The sequence below is a fragment of the Klebsiella pneumoniae subsp. pneumoniae HS11286 genome (genome assembly GCF_000240185.1).
In the GTDB taxonomy this organism is placed as follows: Bacteria; Pseudomonadota; Gammaproteobacteria; order Enterobacterales; family Enterobacteriaceae; genus Klebsiella; species Klebsiella pneumoniae.
The window spans coordinates 531,108-555,678 of the sequence record NC_016845.1 but is presented as its reverse complement, the minus strand read 5'-3'; the positions used below and the strand labels follow the sequence as shown (position 1 = coordinate 555,678).

21 protein-coding genes are annotated in these 24,571 nt (G+C 57.2%); 11 read left to right on the top strand and 10 right to left on the bottom strand.

What is annotated here, in order from left to right; genetic code table 11:
* Positions 1–186 precede the first annotated feature (186 nt).
* From KPHS_05180 to KPHS_05150, 4 genes are all read left to right on the top strand, one after another.
* Positions 187–1,698 (top strand): leucyl aminopeptidase, encoded by a 1,512-nt coding sequence (locus tag KPHS_05180; RefSeq protein ID YP_005224818.1) that lies wholly within the window; start codon positions 187–189, stop codon positions 1,696–1,698.
* A gap of 119 nt (positions 1,699–1,817) precedes the next feature.
* Complete coding sequence (locus KPHS_05170) at positions 1,818–2,261, top strand: DNA polymerase III subunit chi (RefSeq protein YP_005224817.1); 444 nt, start codon at positions 1,818–1,820, stop codon at positions 2,259–2,261.
* Positions 2,261–5,116, top strand: a complete 2,856-nt coding sequence (locus KPHS_05160; protein YP_005224816.1) for a valyl-tRNA synthetase — start codon at positions 2,261–2,263, stop codon at positions 5,114–5,116. Before KPHS_05170 ends, KPHS_05160 begins: the two co-directional genes overlap by 1 nt.
* A gap of 120 nt (positions 5,117–5,236) precedes the next feature.
* Entirely contained in the window at positions 5,237–5,740 is a 504-nt protein-coding gene (locus tag KPHS_05150; protein ID YP_005224815.1) for a GNAT family acetyltransferase, read from the top strand.
* A 261-nt stretch (positions 5,741–6,001) separates the two neighbouring features.
* Here the strand turns inward: KPHS_05150 and KPHS_05140 are convergent, their stop codons facing one another.
* Both KPHS_05140 and KPHS_05130 read right to left on the bottom strand, forming a co-directional pair.
* On the bottom strand, positions 6,002–6,766 hold the full coding sequence (locus KPHS_05140; protein ID YP_005224814.1) for a hydroxylase for synthesis of 2-methylthio-cis-ribozeatin in tRNA: 765 nt from the start codon (positions 6,764–6,766) through the stop codon (positions 6,002–6,004).
* A 58-nt stretch (positions 6,767–6,824) separates the two neighbouring features.
* On the bottom strand, positions 6,825–7,247 hold the full coding sequence (locus KPHS_05130) for a ribonuclease E inhibitor RraB (protein ID YP_005224813.1): 423 nt from the start codon (positions 7,245–7,247) through the stop codon (positions 6,825–6,827).
* Positions 7,248–7,410: 163 nt separating this feature from the next.
* On the opposite strand from KPHS_05130, the gene KPHS_05120 reads away from it, so the two are divergent.
* The gene (locus tag KPHS_05120) at positions 7,411–8,415 is read left to right on the top strand and encodes an ornithine carbamoyltransferase (protein ID YP_005224812.1); all 1,005 of its coding nucleotides are present in this window, start codon (positions 7,411–7,413) and stop codon (positions 8,413–8,415) included.
* A 2-nt stretch (positions 8,416–8,417) separates the two neighbouring features.
* Here the strand turns inward: KPHS_05120 and KPHS_05110 are convergent, their stop codons facing one another.
* The 7 genes from KPHS_05110 to KPHS_05050 all read right to left on the bottom strand — a co-directional run bounded on the left by KPHS_05110 (position 8,418) and on the right by KPHS_05050 (position 14,874).
* Entirely contained in the window at positions 8,418–9,143 is a 726-nt protein-coding gene (locus tag KPHS_05110; protein ID YP_005224811.1) for a GntR family transcriptional regulator, read from the bottom strand.
* A gap of 84 nt (positions 9,144–9,227) precedes the next feature.
* Entirely contained in the window at positions 9,228–10,646 is a 1,419-nt protein-coding gene (locus KPHS_05100) for a C4-dicarboxylate anaerobic carrier (protein YP_005224810.1), read from the bottom strand.
* A 56-nt stretch (positions 10,647–10,702) separates the two neighbouring features.
* Positions 10,703–12,268, bottom strand: a complete 1,566-nt coding sequence (locus KPHS_05090; protein ID YP_005224809.1) for an amidohydrolase family protein — start codon at positions 12,266–12,268, stop codon at positions 10,703–10,705.
* 94 nt (positions 12,269–12,362) lie between these two features.
* Positions 12,363–13,193 (bottom strand): ribokinase-like domain-containing protein, encoded by an 831-nt coding sequence (locus tag KPHS_05080; RefSeq protein ID YP_005224808.1) that lies wholly within the window; start codon positions 13,191–13,193, stop codon positions 12,363–12,365.
* Positions 13,194–13,204: 11 nt separating this feature from the next.
* Complete coding sequence (locus KPHS_05070; protein ID YP_005224807.1) at positions 13,205–14,179, bottom strand: sugar isomerase (SIS); 975 nt, start codon at positions 14,177–14,179, stop codon at positions 13,205–13,207.
* A 53-nt stretch (positions 14,180–14,232) separates the two neighbouring features.
* The gene (locus tag KPHS_05060; protein YP_005224806.1) at positions 14,233–14,364 is read right to left on the bottom strand and encodes a hypothetical protein; all 132 of its coding nucleotides are present in this window, start codon (positions 14,362–14,364) and stop codon (positions 14,233–14,235) included.
* A gap of 57 nt (positions 14,365–14,421) precedes the next feature.
* Complete coding sequence (locus KPHS_05050; protein ID YP_005224805.1) at positions 14,422–14,874, bottom strand: putative cytoplasmic protein; 453 nt, start codon at positions 14,872–14,874, stop codon at positions 14,422–14,424.
* 335 nt (positions 14,875–15,209) lie between these two features.
* Here KPHS_05050 and KPHS_05040 point away from each other — a divergent pair, with 335 nt between their 5' ends.
* From KPHS_05040 to KPHS_05020, 3 genes are all read left to right on the top strand, one after another.
* Positions 15,210–16,145 carry an aspartate carbamoyltransferase catalytic subunit gene (locus tag KPHS_05040; RefSeq protein ID YP_005224804.1) on the top strand — a complete coding sequence of 312 codons (936 nt, stop codon included), beginning with the start codon at positions 15,210–15,212 and terminating at the stop codon, positions 16,143–16,145.
* 13 nt (positions 16,146–16,158) lie between these two features.
* Entirely contained in the window at positions 16,159–16,620 is a 462-nt protein-coding gene (locus KPHS_05030) for an aspartate carbamoyltransferase regulatory subunit (protein ID YP_005224803.1), read from the top strand.
* 152 nt (positions 16,621–16,772) lie between these two features.
* Complete coding sequence (locus KPHS_05020; protein ID YP_005224802.1) at positions 16,773–17,159, top strand: 2-iminobutanoate/2-iminopropanoate deaminase; 387 nt, start codon at positions 16,773–16,775, stop codon at positions 17,157–17,159.
* A gap of 72 nt (positions 17,160–17,231) precedes the next feature.
* Here the strand turns inward: KPHS_05020 and KPHS_05010 are convergent, their stop codons facing one another.
* The gene (locus tag KPHS_05010) at positions 17,232–19,940 is read right to left on the bottom strand and encodes a magnesium-transporting ATPase MgtA (protein ID YP_005224801.1); all 2,709 of its coding nucleotides are present in this window, start codon (positions 19,938–19,940) and stop codon (positions 17,232–17,234) included.
* Positions 19,941–20,319: 379 nt separating this feature from the next.
* Here KPHS_05010 and KPHS_05000 point away from each other — a divergent pair, with 379 nt between their 5' ends.
* The 3 genes from KPHS_05000 (at position 20,320) to KPHS_04980 (ending at position 24,523) form a co-directional block, all read left to right on the top strand.
* A complete protein-coding gene (locus KPHS_05000; RefSeq protein YP_005224800.1) occupies positions 20,320–21,267 on the top strand; it encodes a trehalose repressor in 948 nt (315 codons plus the stop codon).
* Between the two features lie 130 nt (positions 21,268–21,397).
* A complete protein-coding gene (locus KPHS_04990) occupies positions 21,398–22,816 on the top strand; it encodes a trehalose(maltose)-specific PTS system components IIBC (protein ID YP_005224799.1) in 1,419 nt (472 codons plus the stop codon).
* A 51-nt stretch (positions 22,817–22,867) separates the two neighbouring features.
* The gene (locus KPHS_04980) at positions 22,868–24,523 is read left to right on the top strand and encodes a trehalase 6-P hydrolase (RefSeq protein ID YP_005224798.1); all 1,656 of its coding nucleotides are present in this window, start codon (positions 22,868–22,870) and stop codon (positions 24,521–24,523) included.
* The last annotated feature ends 48 nt before the right edge of the window (positions 24,524–24,571 follow it).

Below are 24,571 nucleotides of genomic sequence, written 5' to 3'. Positions count from 1 at the left end.
TACGAAAGCTTGCAATTATATACTCAATGGATTTCGAGTTGTAAGAAGGCAGCAGGGCTGTGGCCCCTGGCGCGCACAATGTGCCACGTCAGGGTAAGCAGGCGCAGCCGGCGCATCTGCAACTTGAAAGGCGACGAGTATAGCCGTAGCCACCACTGTTGTCTTTAAGATTCAGGAGCATAGTGCATGGAGTTCAGTGTAAAAAGCGGTAGCCCGGAGAAGCAGCGGAGCGCCTGTATCGTGGTCGGCGTCTTTGAACCACGTCGCCTCTCCCCCATCGCCGAACAACTCGATAAAATCAGCGACGGCTACATCAGCGCCCTGCTGCGTCGCGGCGAGCTGGAAGGCAAACCTGGCCAGACGTTATTGCTGCACCATGTGCCAAACATTCTGTCTGAGCGCATTCTGCTGATTGGCTGCGGCAAAGAGCGCGAGCTGGATGAGCGTCAGTATAAGCAGGTCATCCAGAAAACCATCAATACCCTGAATGATACCGGCTCAATGGAAGCCGTCTGCTTCCTGACCGAGCTGCACGTCAAAGGCCGTAACAACTACTGGAAAGTTCGCCAGGCGGTTGAAACCGCCAAAGAGACGCTGTACAGCTTCGACCAGCTGAAGACCAACAAAAGCGAGCCGCGTCGCCCGCTGCGTAAAATGGTCTTTAACGTGCCGACCCGTCGCGAGCTGACCAGCGGCGAACGCGCCATTCAGCATGGCCTGGCGATTGCCGCCGGCATCAAAGCGGCAAAAGATCTTGGCAATATGCCGCCGAACATCTGTAACGCCGCCTATCTGGCCTCTCAGGCGCGTCAGCTGGCCGATACCTACAGCAAAAACGTCATCACCCGGGTGATCGGCGAACAGCAGATGCGCGAGCTGGGGATGAACGCCTACCTCGCCGTCGGCAATGGGTCGCAGAACGAGTCGCTGATGTCGGTCATCGAATATAAAGGTAACCCGGCTGAGGACGCGCGCCCTATCGTGCTGGTCGGTAAAGGCCTGACCTTCGACTCTGGCGGTATCTCCATCAAGCCTGCCGAAGGCATGGACGAGATGAAGTACGACATGTGCGGCGCGGCGGCGGTGTACGGCGTGATGCGGATGGTTGCCGAACTGCAGCTGCCGCTGAATGTCATCGGCGTGCTGGCGGGCTGTGAGAACATGCCTGGCGGCCGCGCCTATCGTCCGGGTGACGTCCTGACCACTATGTCCGGCCAGACGGTGGAAGTGCTGAACACCGACGCCGAAGGCCGCCTGGTGCTGTGCGACGTCCTGACCTACGTTGAGCGCTTCGAGCCGGAAGCGGTTATCGACGTGGCGACGCTGACCGGGGCCTGCGTGATTGCCCTCGGCCATCACATCACCGGCCTGATGTCGAACCATAACCCGCTGGCCCATGAGCTAATCGGCGCCTCCGAACTGGCGGGCGACCGCGCATGGCGTTTGCCGCTGGCCGACGAGTTCCAGGATCAGCTGGAGTCCAATTTTGCCGATATGGCGAACATTGGCGGCCGTCCTGGCGGCGCGATCACCGCCGGCTGTTTCCTGTCGCGCTTCACCCGCAAGTACAACTGGGCGCACCTCGACATCGCCGGTACCGCCTGGCGTTCCGGTAAGGCCAAAGGCGCGACCGGTCGTCCGGTGGCGCTGCTGTCGCAGTTCCTGCTCAATCGTGCGGGTTTTAACGGCGAAGAGTGATGTGATATGCCGGGTGGCGGCGATGCCTTACCCGGCCTACAAACGGCAGCACACTGTAGGCCGGGTAAGCGTAGCGCCGCCCGGCTTTGCATTTAAATCCACAACAAGAAGCCCCATATATGAAAAACGCAACGTTCTATCTTCTGGACAATGACGCCACCGTCGACGGCCTGAGCGCCGTCGAGCAGCTGGTGTGTGACATTGCCGCAGAACGTTGGCGCAACGGCAAGCGCGTCCTAATCGCCTGCGAAGATGAACAGCAGGCGATTCGCCTCGACGAGGCGCTGTGGTCGCGGCCGCCGGAGAGCTTTGTGCCGCATAATCTGGCGGGCGAAGGCCCGAGAGGCGGCGCGCCGGTAGAGATTGCCTGGCCGCAAAAGCGCAACAGCAGCCCGCGGGATATTCTTATCAGCCTGCGGCTAAACTTTGCAGATTTTGCCACCGCTTTCACAGAAGTGATAGACTTTGTCCCTTACGAAGACAATCTGAAACAACTGGCGCGCGAACGCTATAAGGCGTACCGCATGGCTGGTTTCAACCTGAACACGGCAACCTGGAAATAATGGAAAAGACATACAACCCACAAGATATCGAACAGCCGCTTTACGAGCACTGGGAAAAGCAGGGCTATTTCAAACCGAATGGTGATGAAAGCCAGGAGAGCTTCTGCATCATGATCCCGCCGCCGAACGTCACCGGCAGTTTGCATATGGGTCATGCCTTCCAGCAAACCATCATGGATACCATGATTCGCTACCAGCGCATGCAGGGCAAAAACACCCTGTGGCAGGCCGGTACCGACCACGCAGGTATCGCTACCCAGATGGTGGTTGAGCGTAAGATTGCCGCTGAAGAAGGGAAAACCCGCCACGACTACGGCCGCGACGCCTTTATCGACAAAATCTGGCAGTGGAAAGCGGAATCCGGCGGCACCATTACCCGTCAGATGCGCCGTCTCGGCAACTCCGTGGACTGGGAGCGCGAGCGCTTCACCATGGACGAGGGGCTTTCCAATGCCGTGAAAGAAGTCTTTGTTCGCCTGTACAAAGAAGACCTGATCTACCGCGGCAAACGCCTGGTTAACTGGGACCCGAAACTGCGCACCGCCATTTCCGACCTCGAAGTGGAAAACCGCGAATCGAAAGGTTCCATGTGGCACATCCGCTACCCGCTGGCCGATGGCGCGAAAACCGCTGACGGTAAAGATTACCTGGTGGTCGCCACCACCCGTCCGGAAACCCTGCTGGGCGATACCGGCGTGGCCGTTAACCCGGAAGATCCGCGCTACAAAGATCTGATTGGCAAATTCGTGGTGCTGCCGCTGGTTAACCGCCGCATCCCGATCGTGGGCGACGAGCACGCCGACATGGAAAAAGGCACCGGCTGCGTGAAGATCACCCCGGCGCACGACTTTAACGACTACGAAGTGGGTCGTCGTCACCAGCTGCCGATGATCAACATCCTTACCTTTGACGGCGACATTCGCGAAAGCGCGGAAGTCTACGACACCAAAGGCAATGAATCCGACGTCTACTCCAGCGAGATCCCGGCGGAGTTCCAGAAACTGGAACGCTTCGCGGCGCGTAAAGCCGTTGTTGCGGCAGTTGACGCCCTCGGCCTGCTGGAAGAGATCAAACCGCACGACCTGACCGTCCCTTACGGCGATCGCGGCGGCGTGGTGATCGAGCCGATGCTGACCGACCAGTGGTACGTGCGCGCGGACGTGCTGGCCAAGCCAGCAGTCGAAGCCGTTGAAAACGGTGATATTCAGTTCGTGCCGAAGCAGTACGAAAATATGTACTTCTCCTGGATGCGCGATATTCAGGACTGGTGTATCTCCCGTCAGCTGTGGTGGGGTCACCGCATCCCGGCATGGTATGACAACGACGGCAACGTCTACGTAGGCCGTAGCGAAGACGAAGTGCGTCAGGAAAACAACCTGAGCGCCGACGTTGCCCTGCGTCAGGATGAAGACGTTCTCGATACCTGGTTCTCCTCCGCGCTGTGGACCTTCTCCACCCTCGGCTGGCCGGAAAACACCGACGCCCTGCGTCAGTTCCACCCGACCAGCGTGATGGTGTCCGGCTTCGACATCATCTTCTTCTGGATCGCCCGCATGATCATGATGACCATGCACTTCATCAAAGATGAAAATGGCAAGCCGCAGGTACCGTTTAAGACCGTCTACATGACCGGTCTGATCCGCGATGACGAAGGCCAGAAGATGTCCAAGTCCAAGGGTAACGTCATTGACCCGCTGGATATGGTTGACGGTATCACCCTGCCGGAGCTGCTGGAAAAACGTACCGGCAACATGATGCAGCCGCAGCTGGCGGATAAAATCCGCAAGCGTACCGAGAAACAGTTCCCGAACGGCATCGAGCCGCACGGCACCGACGCCCTGCGCTTCACCCTGGCGGCGCTGGCCTCTACCGGCCGCGACATCAACTGGGATATGAAGCGTCTGGAAGGTTACCGTAACTTCTGTAACAAGCTGTGGAACGCCAGCCGCTTCGTGCTGATGAACACCGAAGATCAGGATTGCGGCTTCAACGGCGGCGAAATGGTGCTCTCCCTGGCCGACCGCTGGATCATCGCGGAATTCAACCACACCGTGAAAGCGTATCGCGAAGCGCTGGATAACTTCCGCTTCGATATTGCCGCCGGCATCCTGTACGAGTTCACCTGGAACCAGTTCTGCGACTGGTACCTGGAGCTGACCAAGCCGGTTATGAACGGTGGCAACGAAGCGGAGCTGCGCGGGACTCGCCATACTCTGGTCACCGTGCTGGAAGGTCTGCTGCGCCTGGCGCATCCGATCATTCCATTCATTACCGAGACCATCTGGCAGCGCGTGAAAGCGATCTGCGGGATCACCGCCGACACCATCATGCTGCAGCCGTTCCCGCAGTACGATGCTTCTCAGGTGGATGACGCGGCGCTGGCCGACACCGAATGGCTGAAGCAGGCGATCGTCGCCGTGCGTAACATCCGTGCGGAAATGAACATCGCTCCGGGCAAACCGCTGGAACTGCTACTGCGCGGCTGCAGCAAAGATGCCGAGCGTCGTGTGAACGACAACCGCAGCTTCCTGCTGAACCTGGCGCGTCTGGAAAGCATTACCGTGCTGCCTGCCGATGATAAAGGTCCGGTCTCGGTGACCAAGATTGTCGACGGCGCCGAGCTGCTGATCCCGATGGCGGGCCTCATCAATAAAGAAGATGAGCTGGCGCGTCTGGCGAAAGAAGTGGCCAAAATCGAAGGTGAAATTGGCCGCATCGAGAGCAAGCTGGCCAACGAAGGCTTTGTCGCCCGCGCGCCGGAAGCAGTGATCGCTAAAGAGCGCGAGAAGCTGGAAGGCTACGCGGAAGCGAAAGCGAAGCTGATTGAGCAGCAGGCGGTGATCGCCGCGCTGTGATCCTCCCGCCCCTTGCCACCCGGCAAGGGGCGTTTTTTATGAAACATCCTCGCTTGCGCTTTCCCCTGTCGCGATGTTATTAACATCATCATTCGTCTTTTTTGGGTAATGAGTCATTGTATGAATACGAGCGTCCCCGCGGCGACGTTGCTGCGTCGCATTACGGCGGCAGACAATGCCGCCATCGCCAGGGTCATCCGCCAGGTCTCGGCTGAATATGGCCTGACCGCCGATAAAGGCTATACGGTCGCCGACCCGAATCTCGATGAGCTGTATGAGCTGTACAGCCAGCCGGGCTCCGCCTACTGGGTGGTGGAGCAAGAGGGGGAAGTGGTTGGCGGCGGCGGCGTCGCGCCGCTCGCCTGCAGCGAGCCGGATATCTGCGAGCTGCAGAAAATGTATTTTATGACCAGCGCCCGCGGCCAGGGGCTGGCGAAGAAGCTGGCGCTGCTGGCGCTGGACTACGCCCGCGAACAAGGGTTTAAGCGCTGCTATCTGGAAACCACCGCCTTCCTGACGGAGGCGATCGGCTTATATGAACATCTCGGCTTCGAGCACATTGACGGACCGCTGGGCTGCACCGGCCACGTTGACTGTGAAGTGCGGATGCTGAAAACGCTGTAGCGCCTCGATATCGCAGGCGTCCCCGGTAGCGCTACGCTTACCGGGGCTACACGGCTAAGCGTAGCGCGAGCCGGGGTATGTCCCGGATGGCACCGCTGGCACCTTACCCGTGCTCGCGGTGCCGTTTTTTTGTCGGGTGGCGGCTAACGCCTTACCCGACCTACGGCCCGTACCATTGCGAGCTGAAGCTCTCAACGCTATCTCTCCCCATGGCTACTGAAACTGCCGGTGTTAGTGACTACAGGGCCCGAATATCGTGGGTTACGCCGCTACCGGCACACCGCTGTGAAAGCGGAACTCGGCCTCCGGACGGAGGATCAGCGCCGCTTCCGCCTCGCCGAGCTGGCGCACCCGCTCGCTGATATCTTCTCCGGCAATCTTCTGCGCCAGATCCAGATAGTCCTGATAGTGACGCGCCTCGGAGCGCAGCAGCGACAGGTAGAACTTTTGCAGATCGTCGTCCAGCCACGGCGCCAGGGCGGCAAAGCGTTCGCAAGAGCGGGCCTCGATATAGGCGCCGCAGATCAGCTTATCGATCAGCATCACCGGCTCATGCGAGCGCACTTCGCGCCGCAGGCCGCGGGCATAGTTGCTGGCGGTGATTTTGACGTAGGGGATATCGCGCGCCAGCATCATCTCCCGCACCTGCCAGAAATGATGCAGTTCCTCTTTAATCAACAAAATCATGCTGTCCAGCAGCTGGCGGCCCCACGGGTCGTCGGTCTGCGGCATGGCGCTTTTGTTGATCCGTTTATGCAGGGTGACAAAATCCGGCTCCGGCCCCCGGCGGTAGGTGAAGTCTTCGTACGGCTTCAGGCAGGCCAACAGTTCGTCGGCGTCAGCTTTATCCGCGACGTAGCGACGCACCAGCAGCATGGCGTTCTGCGCCGCTTTCAGCTCGCACACCATATGGTCGGTTAGCAGCAGCGGCAGGTTTTCCGGCTTGCGGGCTTCGTCAATCCACGCCTGCGGCGTCGGGCAGTGCAGGAAGCTGATAATCGGGGAAAGAATCTGCGGGTAATCCATGAAAGTTCCTTGCTATACGGCGGCAGGCGCCGCCGTATCCATCTACGACATTTGCGACTTAGTGGCGAACACCATCGTCGTCTTCATCGACATACTCTTCGTCATCGTCGTCGCCGTCTTCACCGTTCGGGTCCTCATAATAGGTGCCCCAACCGTCATACTCGACGTCATATTTTTCTGCCAGCGTCATCAGCTGTTCCACCTGGGCATCGATCAGGTCTGCGTTCAGCGCGCATTCGCTCAGAATATCGCAGCAGATGACCATGTCACCCTCTTCCACTTCCAGCTCTTCGGGCTCGGTCACTTCGTAGCCCAGCTTGAACGCTTCAACCGCCACTTTCTCCAGGGTTTCGAAATCGTCTGCAGAGAGGTGATGCTCAATCGTGTACAGTGCGTCCGGATCGCTGCCATCTTCCAGCAGCTCTTCGATAATCAGACGCGTCTCTTCACGCTGTTCTTCCAGGTGTTCCGGGTTTGCCATGGCTCGTTCCTCATAATGTGCGGCAGTTATCCCTATTGTCACATACCGCCGTCATTGCCTCCACTTCTCAGTGAAAGATTTCGATCACAGACTTGCAAATGAATATTCATACATATAAATTGAATTTTAATTCAATTAGTGGCCTATACCAGGTGAGGGAACCATGTCTGCGTTTTACCAGAAGCATTTTTTAAAGTTACTCGATTTTACGCCTGCAGAAATCACCGCCCTGCTCGAGCTGGCGGCAAAGCTGAAAGCCGATAAGAAAAACGGTATCGAAGTCCAGAAACTGGCAGGAAAAAACATCGCGCTCATCTTCGAAAAAGACTCAACCCGTACACGATGCTCTTTCGAAGTTGCCGCATACGATCAAGGCGCCCGCGTGACCTATCTGGGGCCCAGCGGTAGCCAGATTGGCCATAAAGAGTCGATCAAGGACACCGCCCGCGTGCTCGGACGGATGTACGACGGCATTCAGTACCGCGGCCACGGCCAGGAAGTGGTAGAGACCCTGGCGCAATACGCCGGCGTGCCGGTGTGGAACGGCCTCACCAACGAGTTCCACCCCACCCAGCTGCTGGCGGACCTGCTGACCATGAAAGAGCATCTGCCGGGCAAAGCCTTTAACCAGATGACGCTGGTCTACGCCGGCGACGCGCGCAACAACATGGGCAATTCGATGCTGGAAGCCGCCGCCTTGACCGGTCTGGATCTGCGCCTGGTGGCGCCATCGGCCTGCTGGCCGGAGGCCGCGCTGGTGGAGACCTGCACCGCGCTGGCCAAACAGCAGGGCGGCAACATCACCCTGACGGAAGATATCGCCGCGGGGGTGAAAGGCGCCGATTTTATCTATACCGACGTCTGGGTCTCAATGGGCGAGGCGAAGGAAAAATGGGCCGAACGTATCGCCCTGCTGCGCGACTATCAGGTTAACAGCGCGATGCTGGCGCTCACCGGCAACCCGCAGGTCAAGTTCCTCCACTGCCTGCCGGCGTTCCACGACGATCAGACCACGCTGGGCAAACAGATGGCTGCCGATTACGGCCTGCACGGCGGCATGGAGGTGACTGACGAGGTGTTTGAGTCGGCGGCGAGCGTGGTCTTCGACCAGGCGGAAAACCGGATGCACACCATCAAAGCGGTGATGGTGGCGACGCTTTCACGCTGAAATCAGAAACTAAACGTGTAACGCTCGGCGACGATATACTGTTCTCCATAATGAATAGGCTGATGCTGGCTATCCAGAATTAGCGTTTTCATCAGGAATAACGGTTCGCCGGGCGGTTGCTTCAGCAGCGGTGCGCTGTCAGAATCCGCACGCACCATTTCTACTGTCGTTTCACCCGCATAGGTAGGCACGATCGCATATTTTTCACGCAATAGCTGATACAGCGACCCGCTAAGATCCTCCTGCTGTAAAAAACCTAATCGTTTCAGAGAGTAGTAATTATTCTCTAACATTAACGGCGCATCGCCAGCGATCCTAAGGCGTTGGATATAAAGCACGGAATCATCGCTCTCAAGCTCAAGAAGCTGACGCGCATTACGATAGTCCCGCAGAATCTCACGACGAGTCACTACGCTATGGGTTGGTAGATGATTAGCATCGCATGCGGCAGTAAAGCTAAGTAAGTGAACAACTTTACGCTCAATTTTAGGCAGACAGACAAAAGTCCCCTTCCCCTGCTTTTTTACCAAATAGCCTTCGGCTACCAGCTCTTTCACTGCGTTGCGCACTGTAATACGGCTGATATTGTAGAGTTCGCTGAGCTCAATCTCGGTGGGGATTTTCTCTCCTTCAGCGAGTTTCCCGGAAGAAATATCGCTGAGGATTTTATCTTTTAGCTGCCTGTATAACGGTACGGAAGTATTCTGTTGCAGTCCAAAATTCGACATAAAAGAGGTACCAGCACGGCCATTAATGCGAAGCAGGATTATAATCGAAGCGCGCACATCAAACTACGACGGCGCGCATATCCTTCAGACCCAGGCCGAAATCGCAGCAAAAGCAGCGCTAACTATCCACAGCACCGGAAACAGCGGCGCAATGGCCTTTAACCACTGACCAAACCCAATGCGCGCAATAGACAACCCAGCCAGCAATACACCGCCGGTAGGAGAGACCAGGTTCGTCAGGCCATTGCCAAATTGATAAGCCATCACCATCGCCTCTTTATTGATACCAACCAAATCGCCTAACGGCGCCAGCACGGGCATAGTGAGCGCGGCCTCGCCCGAAGATGAGGGCACAAAAAAAGTGATGACGTTATGCCCTAATAGCATCAGAGTGGTAAACGCATACTGCGGCAACCCTTCCAGCATTTCAGACAAACCAAATAGCAACGTATCGATAATTCGTCCGTTCTCCGCCACCACCAGAATACCGCGCGCAAGACCTATGACTACGGCGGCGTAGACAAACTCTTTGCACCCTTCGACAAAGCTGTCGGCCATCCCGCTAATACCCATGCGCCCGACGATCCCGGAAAACAGCCCCAGAGCCAGGAACACAGAGCCGATCTCAACCATGTACCAGCCACGCGTGATTAGCCCCCATGAGATGACGGCCAGCGCCAGCACAAAGGCGATGATAATTACCCGATCGGCGATGGAAAAATGGACCGACGTATCCTGTATCGACAAAAACTGCTCGCGGTTGCGACAATCATTTTCATATACCGGCGACTTTTGCGGAGTGCGTTTAACACGGTGCGCGTACCACATGGTGTAAGCAATCGCCAGTAGCGTGAAGACCAGCCATGCAATAGCACGTAGCCAAAGCTGCGGATTTCCCTGAATACCCGCTACGCCCTGGGCAATGAGTACAGAGAACGGATTGGTCATTGCGCCAACGTAGCCAATCTGGGTTCCCAGAAAAAGAATCAGGATCGCAGTCATTGAGTCATAACCCAGCGCGAACATCAGGGAGATAAAGATCGCATACAGGGGAATCACCTCCTCGCTCATACCAAAAGTCGCGCCTCCCAGGCTAAACAAGGTCATTGCGATAGGGATAACCAAAATTCCTTTACCTGCCAGGCGTTCAGCCAGCGCCACCAGACCCCGCTCAATTGCGCCAGTACGTAAAATAATGCCAAAAGCGCCACCAACAATGAGCACAAACGCCACTACGTCGGCGGCCTTGATAATCCCCTCCATCGGCGCGGCCAGTACGGCGGCAATACCCTGACGTAAATCGCCCTCGCTGCTGACTTTGTCCAGCAGATGATAAGACCCTGGGATCACTAATGTTTTCGTTTCACCGCCGGGTAAGGTCACTGAGTGATAATCAAAACTGCCGCTGGGAATACACCATGTCAGCAGCGCTACTAATATAATAATGAAGAAAATCAGAGCGTAGCAGTGTGGCATCGCCCACTTTATTTTTGCAATACGCATAATCCGCCTCGATAAGATGTTTATATTATGTTTGCCGTCTTTCGGCATTTTTAGAGTTACAGAAGGTCATGGGTAATACGGCCATCCACCAGGGTCAGTACAACGGTAGAAGTCCGTAACTCATCATTCGGGCAGCTCAACAAATTACGGTCAAAAACCGCGATATCCGCGCGTTTTCCCGGCTCAAGGCTACCGGTCATCTCTTCCATGCCGTGGTGTCGAGCACTATTCAGCGTCCATGCCGTTAAGAGCTGTTGTCGGGTCATTCCGCGTTCGCGGTACCAGCCATTCACGGGTGAACCATCAGGGAACTGACGACTGCAGGCGGCATACATCGAGTCAGGAACAGAAGGAATAAACAGAGGCAGATCGGTGCCAATAGTCACCGTCACGCCAGCCCCAAATAGTGCGGCATAATCGTAGAATTGCGCTTCGCGCTCTTCCCCATAGCGTTCGCGCATATAGGCCCCTGCTTCGCAGGGGTTAAGGAGCAGAATTTGTGCATAAACTTCGGCAAAAAGGCCGAGCTCAGCCATTCTGGGAATATCGTTTGGATGCGGACATTCCAGATCGCTCAGAGAATGTCTAACCACGCTCTGCGGGTGACGCTTACGGCATTCGGCAAAAATATCAATACAGCGGCGAATTGCGGCATCGCCCTCCGCATTCATACAGCAGTTGAATCCACGAGCATCAGCCAACAAAACCTGCTGGCGCAGGGCATTATAATCAACGGGTCGTTCATTGTTCGTGCCGGGACGATCGGCATAGGGGTAAATCATATCGCCGGTATGATCGGCAATAACGCCATCGACCATAAATTTAAAGCCATGAAACCGCAGCCATGGCGAATGAAAGCGGCGTCGGGCCTGTTCACCGAAAGCAAGATCGACAGGCGCAGATACGGGCTGAGAAACAATGCTTACTCTCAGCAATAGCGCATCCTCTTTTTCCAGTTCATCCCAGGCATTCATCAACTGCGGCGCATCGTTGAAACAAACGTCTTTTATTGCCGTGATTCCCTGCCCGGCAAGTCGGGCCATAAATGCCCGCATTTCTTTTTTTAACTGTGCGGTATCAGACAGCATCTCATCCAATAATGCGATTCTCGCCTCCGCGCTGCACTCTTCAGCGGTAAAGCCATAAAGCTCCACGGCGGCACGGTTCATCCAGCAATAGCTTTTGTCATCGTTAATGGCGACAACCGGTCTCTGCGGGAAAGCGTCATCCAATAGTCTGGCATCAGGCACCGCTCCCCAACGGGCAGCAGACCAGCCCCAGCCATAGAGGCTTTTCTCCTCAGGGAGAAGTTTTTCTGCATCCTGTAATAGTTCAAGGGCATGATTACTATCGCGGGCGGCATGGAGATCGACGCCACGCTGCATGCTCATATAGCCGGTAAAAAACGTGTGATTATCGCAAAATCCGGGACAAATCAGGCGATCGCCAAGTTCGATAAAGCGAGTTCTTTCACCTCTCCAGGTTTGAATATCTTCCCCATTCGCTATCATCGCCGCGATAGCGCCGTTTTTAATGACTACATATCCGCTAAATAGCTCATTTCTGGCAGCAGTAAAAATAGCATCAGAACGTAAAATCAAATCAGCAGCATCACTATGCATAATTCTTTCCTCACGGAAAAAGCGCAGGAATCCCCCTTTCCGCCCGGCTAGCGGACGGAAATCAGTACGGAAAAATGAGAGATGGCGTTATAGGTTAGTAGTGAGTCCCGTAGCCAAATGCCCCTTCTTTCAGGCAAATTTGTGCCGAGAAAGCTGCTGCTTTTTGCAGGCTATTGGTAATCGCTTCGCGCTTGTTACCCGTAGGTTGGGCCAGAAAATGGCAAATGAAAGCGGTAATAAAAGCATCACCTGCCCCCATTGTATCGACGGGAGTGACGTAATCGGGTGCCTGCTGATACCAATCCTGCCCGTCAAATAAAATCGCGCCTTCATCTCCACGCGTCGCGCAGACAATGCGACTTCCGCTGGCCTGCGCTTGTTGCACAATTTCACGTGTTTGCGCCAGGCTGTAGTCGGCGCATGAGAAGAAGGCGAAGTCGACGTAACGGCACAGCGGCAGCGCCTGCTCCAGTACAAAGTCATCTGAAAAATCGAAAGAGACAGGAATGTTGAGCTCGCGTAACTGAGGTAAGTGCGTCTCCATATAGCTATAACAGCCGCTATGGATCAGATCAAACTCACGCAGGTATTGCTCATGCTGAAAAATAAAATCCATCGAAGTTGTCTTGCGAATACCCCCGGCGTTCGAACCAAGAAATATCCGTTCTCCCTCTTCGATTTTCAGCTGTGCGCAGCCATTCTCTCCTGCCACCTGCAGACAGTGTGGCCACTTGACGCCAACTTTATCCAGCACCTGCATAACGTGTTCCGCAGCGGCATCATTACCAAAAATCCCCAGATAGGCCGCATTGTGCCCCAGCATGGCCGCATAAGCGGCAAAGTTCAGCGCATTTCCACCGGGATACATAGTCTGAGTATGAACATATTTATCGACGACGTTATCGCCAATTCCAATCACATTCATCATAATTCCCCTTAGTATTCCACCAGCCCCATATAGCGGCGGGTATCCAATGGATGCTGGCGAATGTCGGCAAGCGCAGAACGATATTCACACATGATGCTGTAAAACAGTACCGGGTTGAAAAACTCCACGACTGACGGAGGAAGAACCCCGATGCCCAGTTCTTTAGCATCAACGACTTCCACTTTTTCTGCATACTTGGTGAGGAAGGCCAAAGCTCGCTCATCCATCGCCCGCGTACGGCCTTCGTTCATCAATAAAATAAACGGCGTCTCTTTATTCGTAACTTCAAAAGGTCCGTGGAAGTACTCACCGGAGTGAATAGGTGCGGCATGTAGCCATTGCATTTCCATTAGTGAGCAGATAGCAAAACCATAAGCATGGCCATAAGAAGCTCCGCTGGAGAGGATATAGAAGAGCTTTTCATCTTGATATTTTTGGGCAAAACGCTGGCAGCGATCCGCAACCTGCTGACGGCCATGAGCAATGACGCCATTAATTTGGGTCATTCCCTGTTGGAAATCAGCGTAATTATTGAAACCTTCCACCTGCTGCAACGTATCAACGCACAGGTTGAGGATAATCGCCATCGGATTATCGACCACATTGGTATCGTTACCCCAGGCATAGAGAATGTTGTGACTGGCGTATTCGATCAACTGTGCCTGAGCGTTGTGAGTCAGCGTAATAGTATGCGCTTGATGCTGTTGAGCAAGCTTAGCCGCAGCGACGGATTCCGGCGTGTTGCCCCCGTGCGAACAGACGATAACCAGCGAATTCTCCCCTAACGTTTTCGGCGTCGCGTAGACAAACTCATTGGCGGTATACATGCCGACATGAAGCTTCGTCGCCTCGCTATCCAGGAAGTACTTAGCCGGATACATATCCACTAATGACCCGCCGCAGGCAACAAGGAACACTTGGCGGATTCCGCCTTTGTCTTCTATCTCTTTAGCAACGGCATTAATTATTTCTTTAGTATTCATACAGTAAGAACTCCAGATCTCATTATTGATTGTTCAAATTAGCGGAAACAACATTAATACGTTATATAACGTATTAATGAGATCGCCATCAAAATTTGCACAATGCGCTCGGTATGAGCGTTTGGCTGAAGCAGCAAATGAGAGGGAATAAGAAGTAAAAAAGCGGGAATAGCCAGGAAAAACAAAGAATAGCAATTGTCACAATATGACAATTGCTAGCTCTGGGTAAAAAAGCTCGTCAACTAAACCATCAGCATCTTCACCACCGCTTTGCGCACCTTCGCCGGGGCGCCAACGGCGCACAGCGGTTTATGCACTTCGCCGGGATAAAACACCACAAAGTCCCCTTCGTTGAGGATCACCGTTTTCTCCTGCTGGCCTTCGGCAAGAAAAGCGATGTCTTTCTCCGCCAGCCAGTCGGTCTGCGGCTCTCCTGGCGGCAAGGTGCTGAAGGTCATCCCCTCGCTGCCGCGGAGCACAATCTGGATATCGAGATAGCGAGCATGGTATTCCGCGCGGCGCGCGGCCTGCGGCTCGGTGGTGTCTTCAGAAATCAGATAAAACAGGTTGTCGCCGTCGATAGCGTGTTTACCCAGCGGCGTCGCCTCGCTGACCTGAGCGATAACGTGTTCGATAGCCTCGCGCAGCGCGGCAGGCAGCCATGGCTGCAGATGGTGGATATTGCCAATAATCATTGCTTACCTCAAATATAAAACAGCATTTCATTTTATCGTGTTATACCCCCATCGCGGCTGCCATACCAGTACAGTTTCACGCTTCTTTGCGCTGGCGCACTTTTCGACAGGCAAACGATTACCTGTTTGTGAATGAATCGCTTGATCGTCATAACGGTCTGCGTATAATGCCAGTCGTTTTGCCGGGAGGAAGCATGGCCAATTGCGTACGACATTCTGTCTTAGCGCGTCTCAATGCAGACGCTGGCCTGCCGTTTTTCTTTCCGTTGCTCATTGGATTCCCGAAGCCCCTTATTTAAGGGGCTTTTTTTTTGCCCAGGCGTCAGGAGATAAGCATGGCTAACCCGCTATATCAAAAACATATCATTTCCATAAACGATCTCAGCCGCGAAGACCTCGAACTGGTGCTGGCGACGGCGGCAAAGCTGAAAGCCAATCCACAACCCGAGCTGCTGAAGCATAAGGTTATCGCCAGCTGTTTCTTTGAAGCCTCGACCCGCACCCGCCTCTCTTTTGAAACCTCGATGCACCGCCTGGGCGCCAGCGTGGTCGGCTTTTCCGACAGCGCCAACACCTCACTGGGCAAAAAAGGGGAAACGCTGGCGGATACCATCTCCGTCATCAGCACCTACGTCGACGCCATCGTGATGCGTCATCCGCAGGAGGGCGCCGCGCGCCTGGCGACCGAATTCTCCGGCGGCGTGCCGGTACTGAACGCCGGCGACGGCGCTAACCAGCACCCGACCCAAACCCTGCTCGACCTGTTCACCATTCAGGAGACCCAGGGCCGCCTCGAAAACCTCAACGTGGCGATGGTCGGCGATCTGAAGTATGGCCGTACCGTCCACTCCCTGACCCAGGCGCTGGCCAAATTCAACGGCAACCGCTTCTACTTCATCGCCCCGGACGCGCTGGCCATGCCGCAGTACATCCTCGATATGCTCGATGAAAAAGGCATCGCCTGGAGCCTGCATAGCGCCATCGACGACGTGATGGCGGAAGTGGATATTCTGTACATGACCCGCGTGCAGAAAGAGCGTCTGGATCCGTCGGAATACGCCAACGTCAAAGCGCAGTTCGTCCTGCGCGCCGCCGACCTCGAAGGGGCGCGCGCCAACATGAAAGTGCTGCACCCGCTGCCGCGCATTGATGAAATCACCACCGATGTCGATAAAACACCGCACGCCTGGTACTTCCAGCAGGCCGGTAACGGCATCTTCGCCCGCCAGGCGTTACTGGCACTGGTACTGAATAGCGAGCTGGCACTGTAAGGGGGAATGAGAGATGACACACGACAATAAACTGCAGGTAGAAGCGATCAAACGCGGCACCGTGATTGACCATATCCCGGCGCAGGTCGGCTTTAAGCTGCTCACCCTGTTCAAACTGACCGAAACCGACCAGCGCATCACCATCGGCCTGAACCTGCCCTCCGGCGAAATGGGCCGCAAGGATTTGATTAAAATCGAGAACACCTTCCTGACCGACGAGCAGGTTAACCAGCTGTCGCTGTACGCCCCGCAGGCGACGGTAAACCGCATTGATGATTACGAAGTGGTGGGCAAATCCCGCCCGAGCCTGCCGGATCGTATCGACAGCGTGCTGGTCTGTCCGAACAGCAACTGTATCAGCCACGCCGAACCGGTTTCTTCCAGTTTTGCAGTGAAAAAACGCGCTGATGACATCGCACTCAAATGCAAATACTGCGAAAAAGAGTTTTCTCATTATGTGGTGCTGGCCAACTAAATGCGGTTGGTATTGGTGGTAGGCCTCCCTATAATGGCTACCACCCTACGCTTCGTCCTTCAGGCGGCGTCTGCGCCGGCGATACAGCGCTTACCGCCTGGCGGCAACCTGAATGATTTTGCGTAACATTACTCAGTTCATCTGGAGATAACATGAGCAAAACTATTGCGACGGAAAATGCACCAGCGGCGATTGGCCCCTACGTTCAGGGCGTTGACCTCGGCAGCATGATCATCACCTCTGGCCAGATCCCGGTCGACCCGAAAACCGGCAGCGTCCCGGAAGACGTGTCCGCGCAGGCGCGCCAGTCGCTGAACAACGTGAAAGCGATCGTTGAAGCCGCTGGCCTCACCGTCGGCGATATCGTCAAGACCACCGTATTCGTCAAAGATCTCAACGATTTCGCTACCGTTAACGCCACCTACGAAGCGTTCTTCACCGAGCATAACGCCACCTTCCCGGCGCGCTCCTGCGTTGAAGTCGCACGTCTGCCGAAAGACGTGAAGATCGAGATCGAAGCCATCGCCGTGCGTCGCTGATCGCTCTCGTCGGCATGAAAAAAGGCAGCCAGTGGCTGCCTTTTTTACGTGGGTCATCCGAAAACGCGTCCCTCACTGCCAGCCGTAGCGGCGGCTGTAGAAGCCCTTCACGGCCTGGGTCAGCACCATATAGCCCGCCAGGATCGCCACCAGCCATGGGAAGTAGCTCAGCGGCAGGGCCTGCAGCTGCAGGTAGCTAGCCAGCGGCGAGAACGGCAGCGCGATACCCACCGCCATCACCACCAGGGTCATGGCGAACAGCGGCCAGGCGGCCCGGCTCTGAACGAACGGAATGCGCCGGGTGCGGATCATGTGCACAATCAGCGTTTGCGACAGCAGCCCTTCGATAAACCAGCCGGACTGGAACAGGGTCTGCATCTCCACGGTATTGGCGTGGAACACCCACCACATCAGGCCGAAGGTGAGGATATCGAAAATCGAGCTGATCGGTCCAAAGAAGACCATAAAGCGCCCGAGATCGGCCGGGTTCCAGCGCTGCGGCTTGCGGATCTGCTCATCATCGACGTTATCAAACGGGATCGCCACCTGGGAGACATCGTACAGCAGGTTCTGAATCAACAGGTGCAGCGGCAGCATCGGCAGAAACGGCAGGAAGGCGCTGGCCACCAGCACGCTGAAAACGTTGCCGAAGTTGGAGCTGGCGGTCATTTTGATGTACTTGAGCATGTTGGCGAAGGTGCGGCGGCCTTCGATTACCCCCTCCTCCAGTACCATCAGGCTCTTCTCCAGCAGAATGATATCCGCCGCCTCGCGGGCGATATCCACCGCGCCGTCGACCGAGATGCCGATATCCGCCGCGCGCAGCGCCGGGGCGTCGTTGATGCCGTCGCCCATAAAGCCCACCACGTGACCTTCACGCTTGAGCAGCGTCACGATACGCTCTTTATGCAGCGGCGCCAGGCGGGCGAACAGCGTGGTGCGTTTGGCCAGCGCCGCCAGTTCGTCGTCGCTCATGGCTTCGATCTGGCTGCCAATCACCACTTCGCCAGCATCCAGTCCCACTTCATGGCACACCTTCGCCGCCACCAGCTCGCTGTCGCCGGTGAGGATCTTCACCGTGATGCCGCTGGCCTTCAGCGCCTTCAGCGCCGGGGCGGTGGTCTCTTTCGGCGGATCGAGGAAGGCGATGTAACCTTCAAGGATCAGGTCCGACTCATCGGCGCGCTGGTAGTCGCCTTCGCGGGCCGGCAGGTATTTAGTCGCCACCGCCACCACCCGCAGCCCCTGCCGGTTGAGGGTATCGGTCACCCGGCGAATGCGGCGCAGCATGGTGTCGTCCAGCGGTACGATATCGCCGTTGTAGCGCACCTGGGTCGAGACGTTGAGGATCTCCTGCAGCGCCCCTTTGCAGATCAGCTGATGCGCGGCGTCATCCTCCTTCACCACCACCGACATGCGGCGGCGTTCGAAGTCGAAGGGTATCTCATCCACCTTCTGCCAGCGTTCCGCCAGCCCGCGGGCGGCATCCAGCTCAACGCCCTCCAGCACCGCGGTGTCGAGCAGGTTTTTCAGGCCGGTCTGGTAGTGGCTGTTAAGCCAGGCGGCATGCAGTACCCGCTCGCAGACCTTGCCGGAGACGTCGGTATGGTTCTCCAGCACAATCTTATCCTGGGTCAGGGTGCCGGTTTTATCAGTGCAGAGGATGTCCATCGCGCCGAAATTCTGAATGGCGTCGAGGTGCTTCACGATGACCTTTTGCTTCGACAGCTTCACCGCCCCGCGCGCCAGCGTCGAAGTGACGATCATCGGCAGCATCTCCGGCGTCAAGCCGACCGCCACCGACAGCGCGAATAGCGCCGCCTCCCACCAGTCGCCTTTGGTGTAGCCATTGATCAGCAGCACCACCGGGGCCATCACCAGCATAAAGCGGATCAGCAGCATGCTGACCCGGCTGATGCCTTTCTGAAAGGCGTTCGGCTCGCTCTCCTGTTCACTGACGCGGCCGGCCAGCTGGCCAAACCAGGTGCGGCCGCCGGTGGCGAAGACGATGGCCTGCGCCGAGCCGCTCACCACGTTGGTGCCCATAAAGCACAGGGTGTCGCACTCCAGCGGGTTTTGCTGCAGCGGATCGCGGCTGCGGGCCACTTTCTCCACCGGCAGCGATTCGCCGGTCAGCGAGGCCTGGGCGACGAATAAATCCCGTGCCTGCAGGATACGCAGGTCCGCCGGGATCATATCCCCCGCCGACAACCGGATAATGTCGCCCGGCACCAGCTGGTCGATAGGCAGCTCCAGCCAGCGGCTCTCCCCCTGCTCGTTCACCACCCGCAGCACGGTGGCGGTGTTGCTCACCATCGCCTTCAGCGCATCCGCCGCTTTGGTCGAGCGCGCCTCCTGGATGAAATTGAGCAATGTCGAGATCCCCACCATCAGGGCGATAACCCCGGCGGCGAACAGATCCTCGGTGGAATAGGAGACGATGCCGAGCACGGTCAGCAGCAGGTTGAACGGGTTGCGATAGCAGGTCCACAGATGCACCCACCACGGGGAGGGCTTCTGCGCCGGGATCTGGTTGTCACCATGTTTGAGGATTTTCGCCGCCACTTCGCCTTCATTGAGCCCTTCAGGGTGGCTGTCAAAGGCGCGCCAGATCTCCTGGTCGTCCATCGCCGCCACGTTCAGGCAATGCTGACCAAGCGATTCAGGAATGGGGCCACTCGCCAGATGGCGGGCGTCCGGCAGCGGATCGCGCTGGACTAAACGACGTGGCAGATGGCGGCTAAGCTGCGCGAACAGCTGCCGGGTATAATTTTTCAGCATAAACAGTCCCTCCGCGCTCGCCAAAGCGAACGCAGCGTTGCCGACGGGCGTAGCAAAACCTACCTGTCAGGCATGTTATTTTTATGGCAGGGACATCAAGGACGTCACTGCTTTACGCTTTCCGGTAAAGCAGTGTTAAACAGGCTTACCGGAAAGAAAGGTTGCTCCATCGAGGATGAGGAGTGGGATCGGGGTCCATAACTATCTCCGGTAAGTGAATATAAACGGCGCGAATTATAGCGCCCTCGCTGAGGATTGTGTGGCAATAATGGCGATGATAAACCCGCGCAACTAAACCGAACGTAAACCAGACTTTGCTCATTGCGGTTTGGTTGAGTAGCATTAGGCTCACTTCTACCATCCCTGACGAGAATTCCGCATGCAGAACCGGCTGACCATCAAAGATATCGCGCGCTTAAGCGGCGTAGGGAAATCGACGGTATCCCGCGTCCTTAACAACGAGAGCGGGGTCAGCGAACGGACCCGCGAGCGCGTCGAAGCGGTGATGCAGCAGCACGGTTTCTCGCCCTCCCGTTCCGCCCGCGCCATGCGCGGCCAGAGCGATAAAGTGGTGGCGATTATCGTCACCCGTCTCGATTCGCTGTCGGAAAACCTTGCCGTGCAGACCATGCTGCCCGCCTTTTATGAGCAGGGTTACGATCCGATTATGATGGAGAGCCAGTTCTCCCCGGCGTTGGTGGAGGAGCATCTCGGCATGCTCGCCCGGCGCAATATTGACGGCGTGGTGCTGTTCGGTTTTACCGGCATCGACGAAGCGATGCTCGCCCCCTGGCGCGACACCCTGGTGCTGATGGCCCGCGACGCTCCCGGCTTCGCCTCGGTGTGCTATGACGACGAGGGGGCCATCACGCTGCTGATGCAGCGGCTCTACGATCGCGGACACCGCCACATCAGTTTTCTTGGCGTACCGCACAGCGACGTCACCACCGGCGAACGCCGCCATCTGGCCTACCTCGCCTTCTGTAAAAAGCATCGTCTGACGCCCACCGCCGCCCTGCCGGGGCTGGGCATGAAGCAGGGATATGACACCGTCGCCAGCGTGCTGATGGCTGAAACCAGCGCCCTGGTCTGCGCGACGGATACCCTCGCCCTCGGCGCCAGCAAGTACCTCCAGCAGCAGGGTCGCGATGCGCTGCAGCTCGCCAGCGTCGGCAGCACGCCGCTGATGAAGTTTCTCCACCCGGAAATCTTGACCGTCGATCCGGGCTATGCCGAGTCCGGACGCCGGGCCGCCCGGCAGTTGATCGAGCAGATCGCCGGCAGCGTCGATCCCCGCCAGATCGTGATTCCCGCCGCCCTCAATTAATCTCGCTCGGGCGATTTATGTGATCGTCGCCGGGTTTCGGGAACGTTCCCATTTTGCAAATTAAGCGGAACGGTTAGGATGCCCTCAAGGTAAAAACGGCATCTCTCCCCTCTGTTTTTGAGGCTTCATCATGAGCAAAGTAAACCAGCAGGACATCGATAAACTGATCGAACTGGTGGGCGGGCGCGGTAACATCGCCACCGTCAGCCACTGTATTACCCGTTTGCGCTTTGTGCTGAACGACCCGGCCATCGCCAGACCAAAAGAAATTGAGCAGCTGCGCATGGTGAAGGGATGCTTCACTAACGCCGGCCAGTTCCAGGTGGTCATCGGCACCGAGGTGGGCGATTACTACAAGGCCCTGCTGGCGACCACCGGCCAGACCTCCGCCGACAAAGAGCAGGTCAAGCAGGCCGCGCGGCAAAATATGAAGTGGCATGAACAGTTAATCTCGCACTTCGCCGAGATCTTCTTTCCCCTGCTGCCGGCCCTGATCAGCGGCGGTCTGATCCTCGGTTTCCGCAACGTTATCGGCGACCTGCCCATGAGCAATGGCCAGACGCTGGCCCAGATGCACCCGTCGCTGAAAACCATCTATGACTTCCTGTGGCTGATTGGCGAGGCGATCTTCTTCTATCTGCCGGTGGGGATCTGCTGGTCAGCGGTGAAGAAGATGGGCGGCACGCCGATCCTCGGGATCGTCCTTGGCGTCACCCTCGTCTCCCCGCAGCTGATGAACGCCTATCTCCTCGGCCAGCAGGTGCCGGAGGTGTGGAACTTCGGCCTGTTTACCATTGCCAAAGTCGGCTACCAGGCGCAGGTGATCCCGGCCCTGCTGGCTGGCCTGGCCTTAGGCTTTATCGAGACGCGCCTCAAGCGCATCGTGCCTGACTACCTCTACCTGGTGATTGTCCCGGTCTGCTCGCTGATCCTCGCGGTGTTCCTTGCCCATGCGGTTATCGGTCCGTTCGGCCGCCTGATCGGCGACGGCGTGGCCTTCGCGGTACGCCATCTGTTAACCGGCAGCTTCGCGCCGATCGGCGCCGCGCTGTTCGGCTTCCTCTACGCGCCGCTGGTGATTACCGGTGTCCACCAGACCACCCTCGCTATCGATATGCAGATGATCCAGAGCATGGGCGGTACCCCGGTGTGGCCGCTGATTGCGCTGTCGAATATTGCCCAGGCGTCGGCGGTGGTCGGCATCATCATCGCCAGCCGCAAGCAGAATGAACGTGAAATCTCGGTACCGGCGGCGATCTCCGCCTATCTCGGGGTCACCGAGCCAGCGATGTACGGTATCAACCTGAAATACCGCTTCCCGATGCTGTGCGCAATGATTGGCTCTGGCCTCGCCGGCCTGCTGTGCGGCCTGAACGGCGTGCTGGCGAACGGCATCGGCGTCGGCGGCCTGCCGGGGATCCTCTCCATCCAGCCTACCTACTGGCAGGTGTACGCCATGGCGATGGCTATCGCGGTGGTGGTGCCGATTATCCTCACCAGCGTGGTGTATCAGCGCAAGTACCGTCAGGGCACCTTGCAGATTGTCTAACTTCTTCTTTCGGGGCGCCTTTGGCGCCCCTCGTTGCAGCAGGAAAGTACTATGAATCATCTCCCCCACTGGTGGCAAAACGGCGTTATTTATCAAATCTATCCGAAGAGTTTTCAGGATACCACCGGCAGCGGTACCGGCGACCTGCGCGGCGTCACCGCCCGCCTCGACTATCTGCAAAAGCTTGGGGTCGACGCCATCTGGCTGACGCCGTTCTACGTCTCACCGCAGGTGGATAACGGCTACGACGTGGCGAACTACACCGCCATCGATCCCTCCTACGGCACAATGGCCGACTTTGACGCCCTGGTGGCGGAGGCGAAGGCTCGCGGCATCCGTATCGTGCTGGATATGGTGCTGAACCACACGTCGACCGAACATGAATGGTTCCGTCAGTCGCTGAATAAGGAGAGTCCCTACCGCCAGTTCTATATCTGGCGCGATGGCGAACCGGACGCCCTGCCGAACAACTGGCGCTCCAAATTTGGCGGTAACGCCTGGCAGTGGCACGCCGACAGCGGGCAGTATTATCTGCACCTGTTCGCCATTGAGCAGGCGGATCTCAACTGGGAGAATCCGGCGGTGCGCGCCGAGCTGAAAAAGGTCTGCGAATTCTGGGCTGACCGCGGCGTCGACGGTCTGCGCCTCGACGTGGTCAACCTGATCTCAAAAGACCAGACCTTTCCCTGCGATCTGGACGGGGATGGCCGCCGCTTCTATACCGACGGCCCGCGGGTGCATGAGTTCCTGCAGGAGATGAGCCGCGATGTCTTCACCCCGCGTAACCTGATGACCGTCGGCGAGATGTCCTCCACCTCGCTGGAGCACTGCCAGCAGTACGCCGCGCTGGACGGCCGCGAGCTGTCGATGACCTTTAACTTCCACCACTTAAAGGTCGATTATCCCGGCGGAGAGAAATGGACCCTCGCCCGCCCGGACTATGTGGCGCTGAAGGCGCTGTTCCGCCACTGGCAGCGGGGAATGCACAATCGGGCGTGGAACGCGCTGTTCTGGTGTAACCACGATCAGCCGCGCATCGTGTCGCGCTTTGGCGACGAAGGCGAGTACCGGGTGACGGCGGCGAAGATGCTGGCGATGGTGCTGCACGGCATGCAGGGCACGCCCTATATCTACCAGGGCGAAGAGATCGGCATGACCAATCCGCACTTCAGCAGCATCAGCGATTACCGTGACGTCGAAAGCCACAATATGTTTATCGAACGTGCGGCGCAGGGGCAAAGCCCGGACGAACTGCTGGCGATCCTCGCCAGCAAGTCGCGCGACAACAGCCGCACGCCGATGCCGTGGCACGCCGGCGAGAACGGTGGCTTCAGCGACGGTGAGCCGTGGATCGGCCTTGGCGATAATTACCAGGAGATCAACGTCGAGGCGGCGCTGGCGGACCCCGATTCGGTGTTTTATACCTATCAGCAGCTGATTACGCTGCGTAAAACCCTGCCGCTACTGACCTGGGGTGATTACGAGGATCTGCTGCCGGAGCATCCGTCGCTGTGGTGCTATCGTCGTCAGTGGCAGGGGCAAACGCTGGTAGTCGCCGCTAACCTGAGCCGCGAGCTGCAGGCCTGGCAGCCCGCTGAGGCCCCGGGCGAGTGGAAGATGATCATCAGCAACTATGCCGAGACCACCCCGCGCCCGACCGGGCTGACGCTGCGGCCGTTCGAAGCGATATGGTGGCTGCAGGGATAACGCTTTTCCCCGGTGGCGCAACGCTCACCGGGGCTACGATTCGTCAGG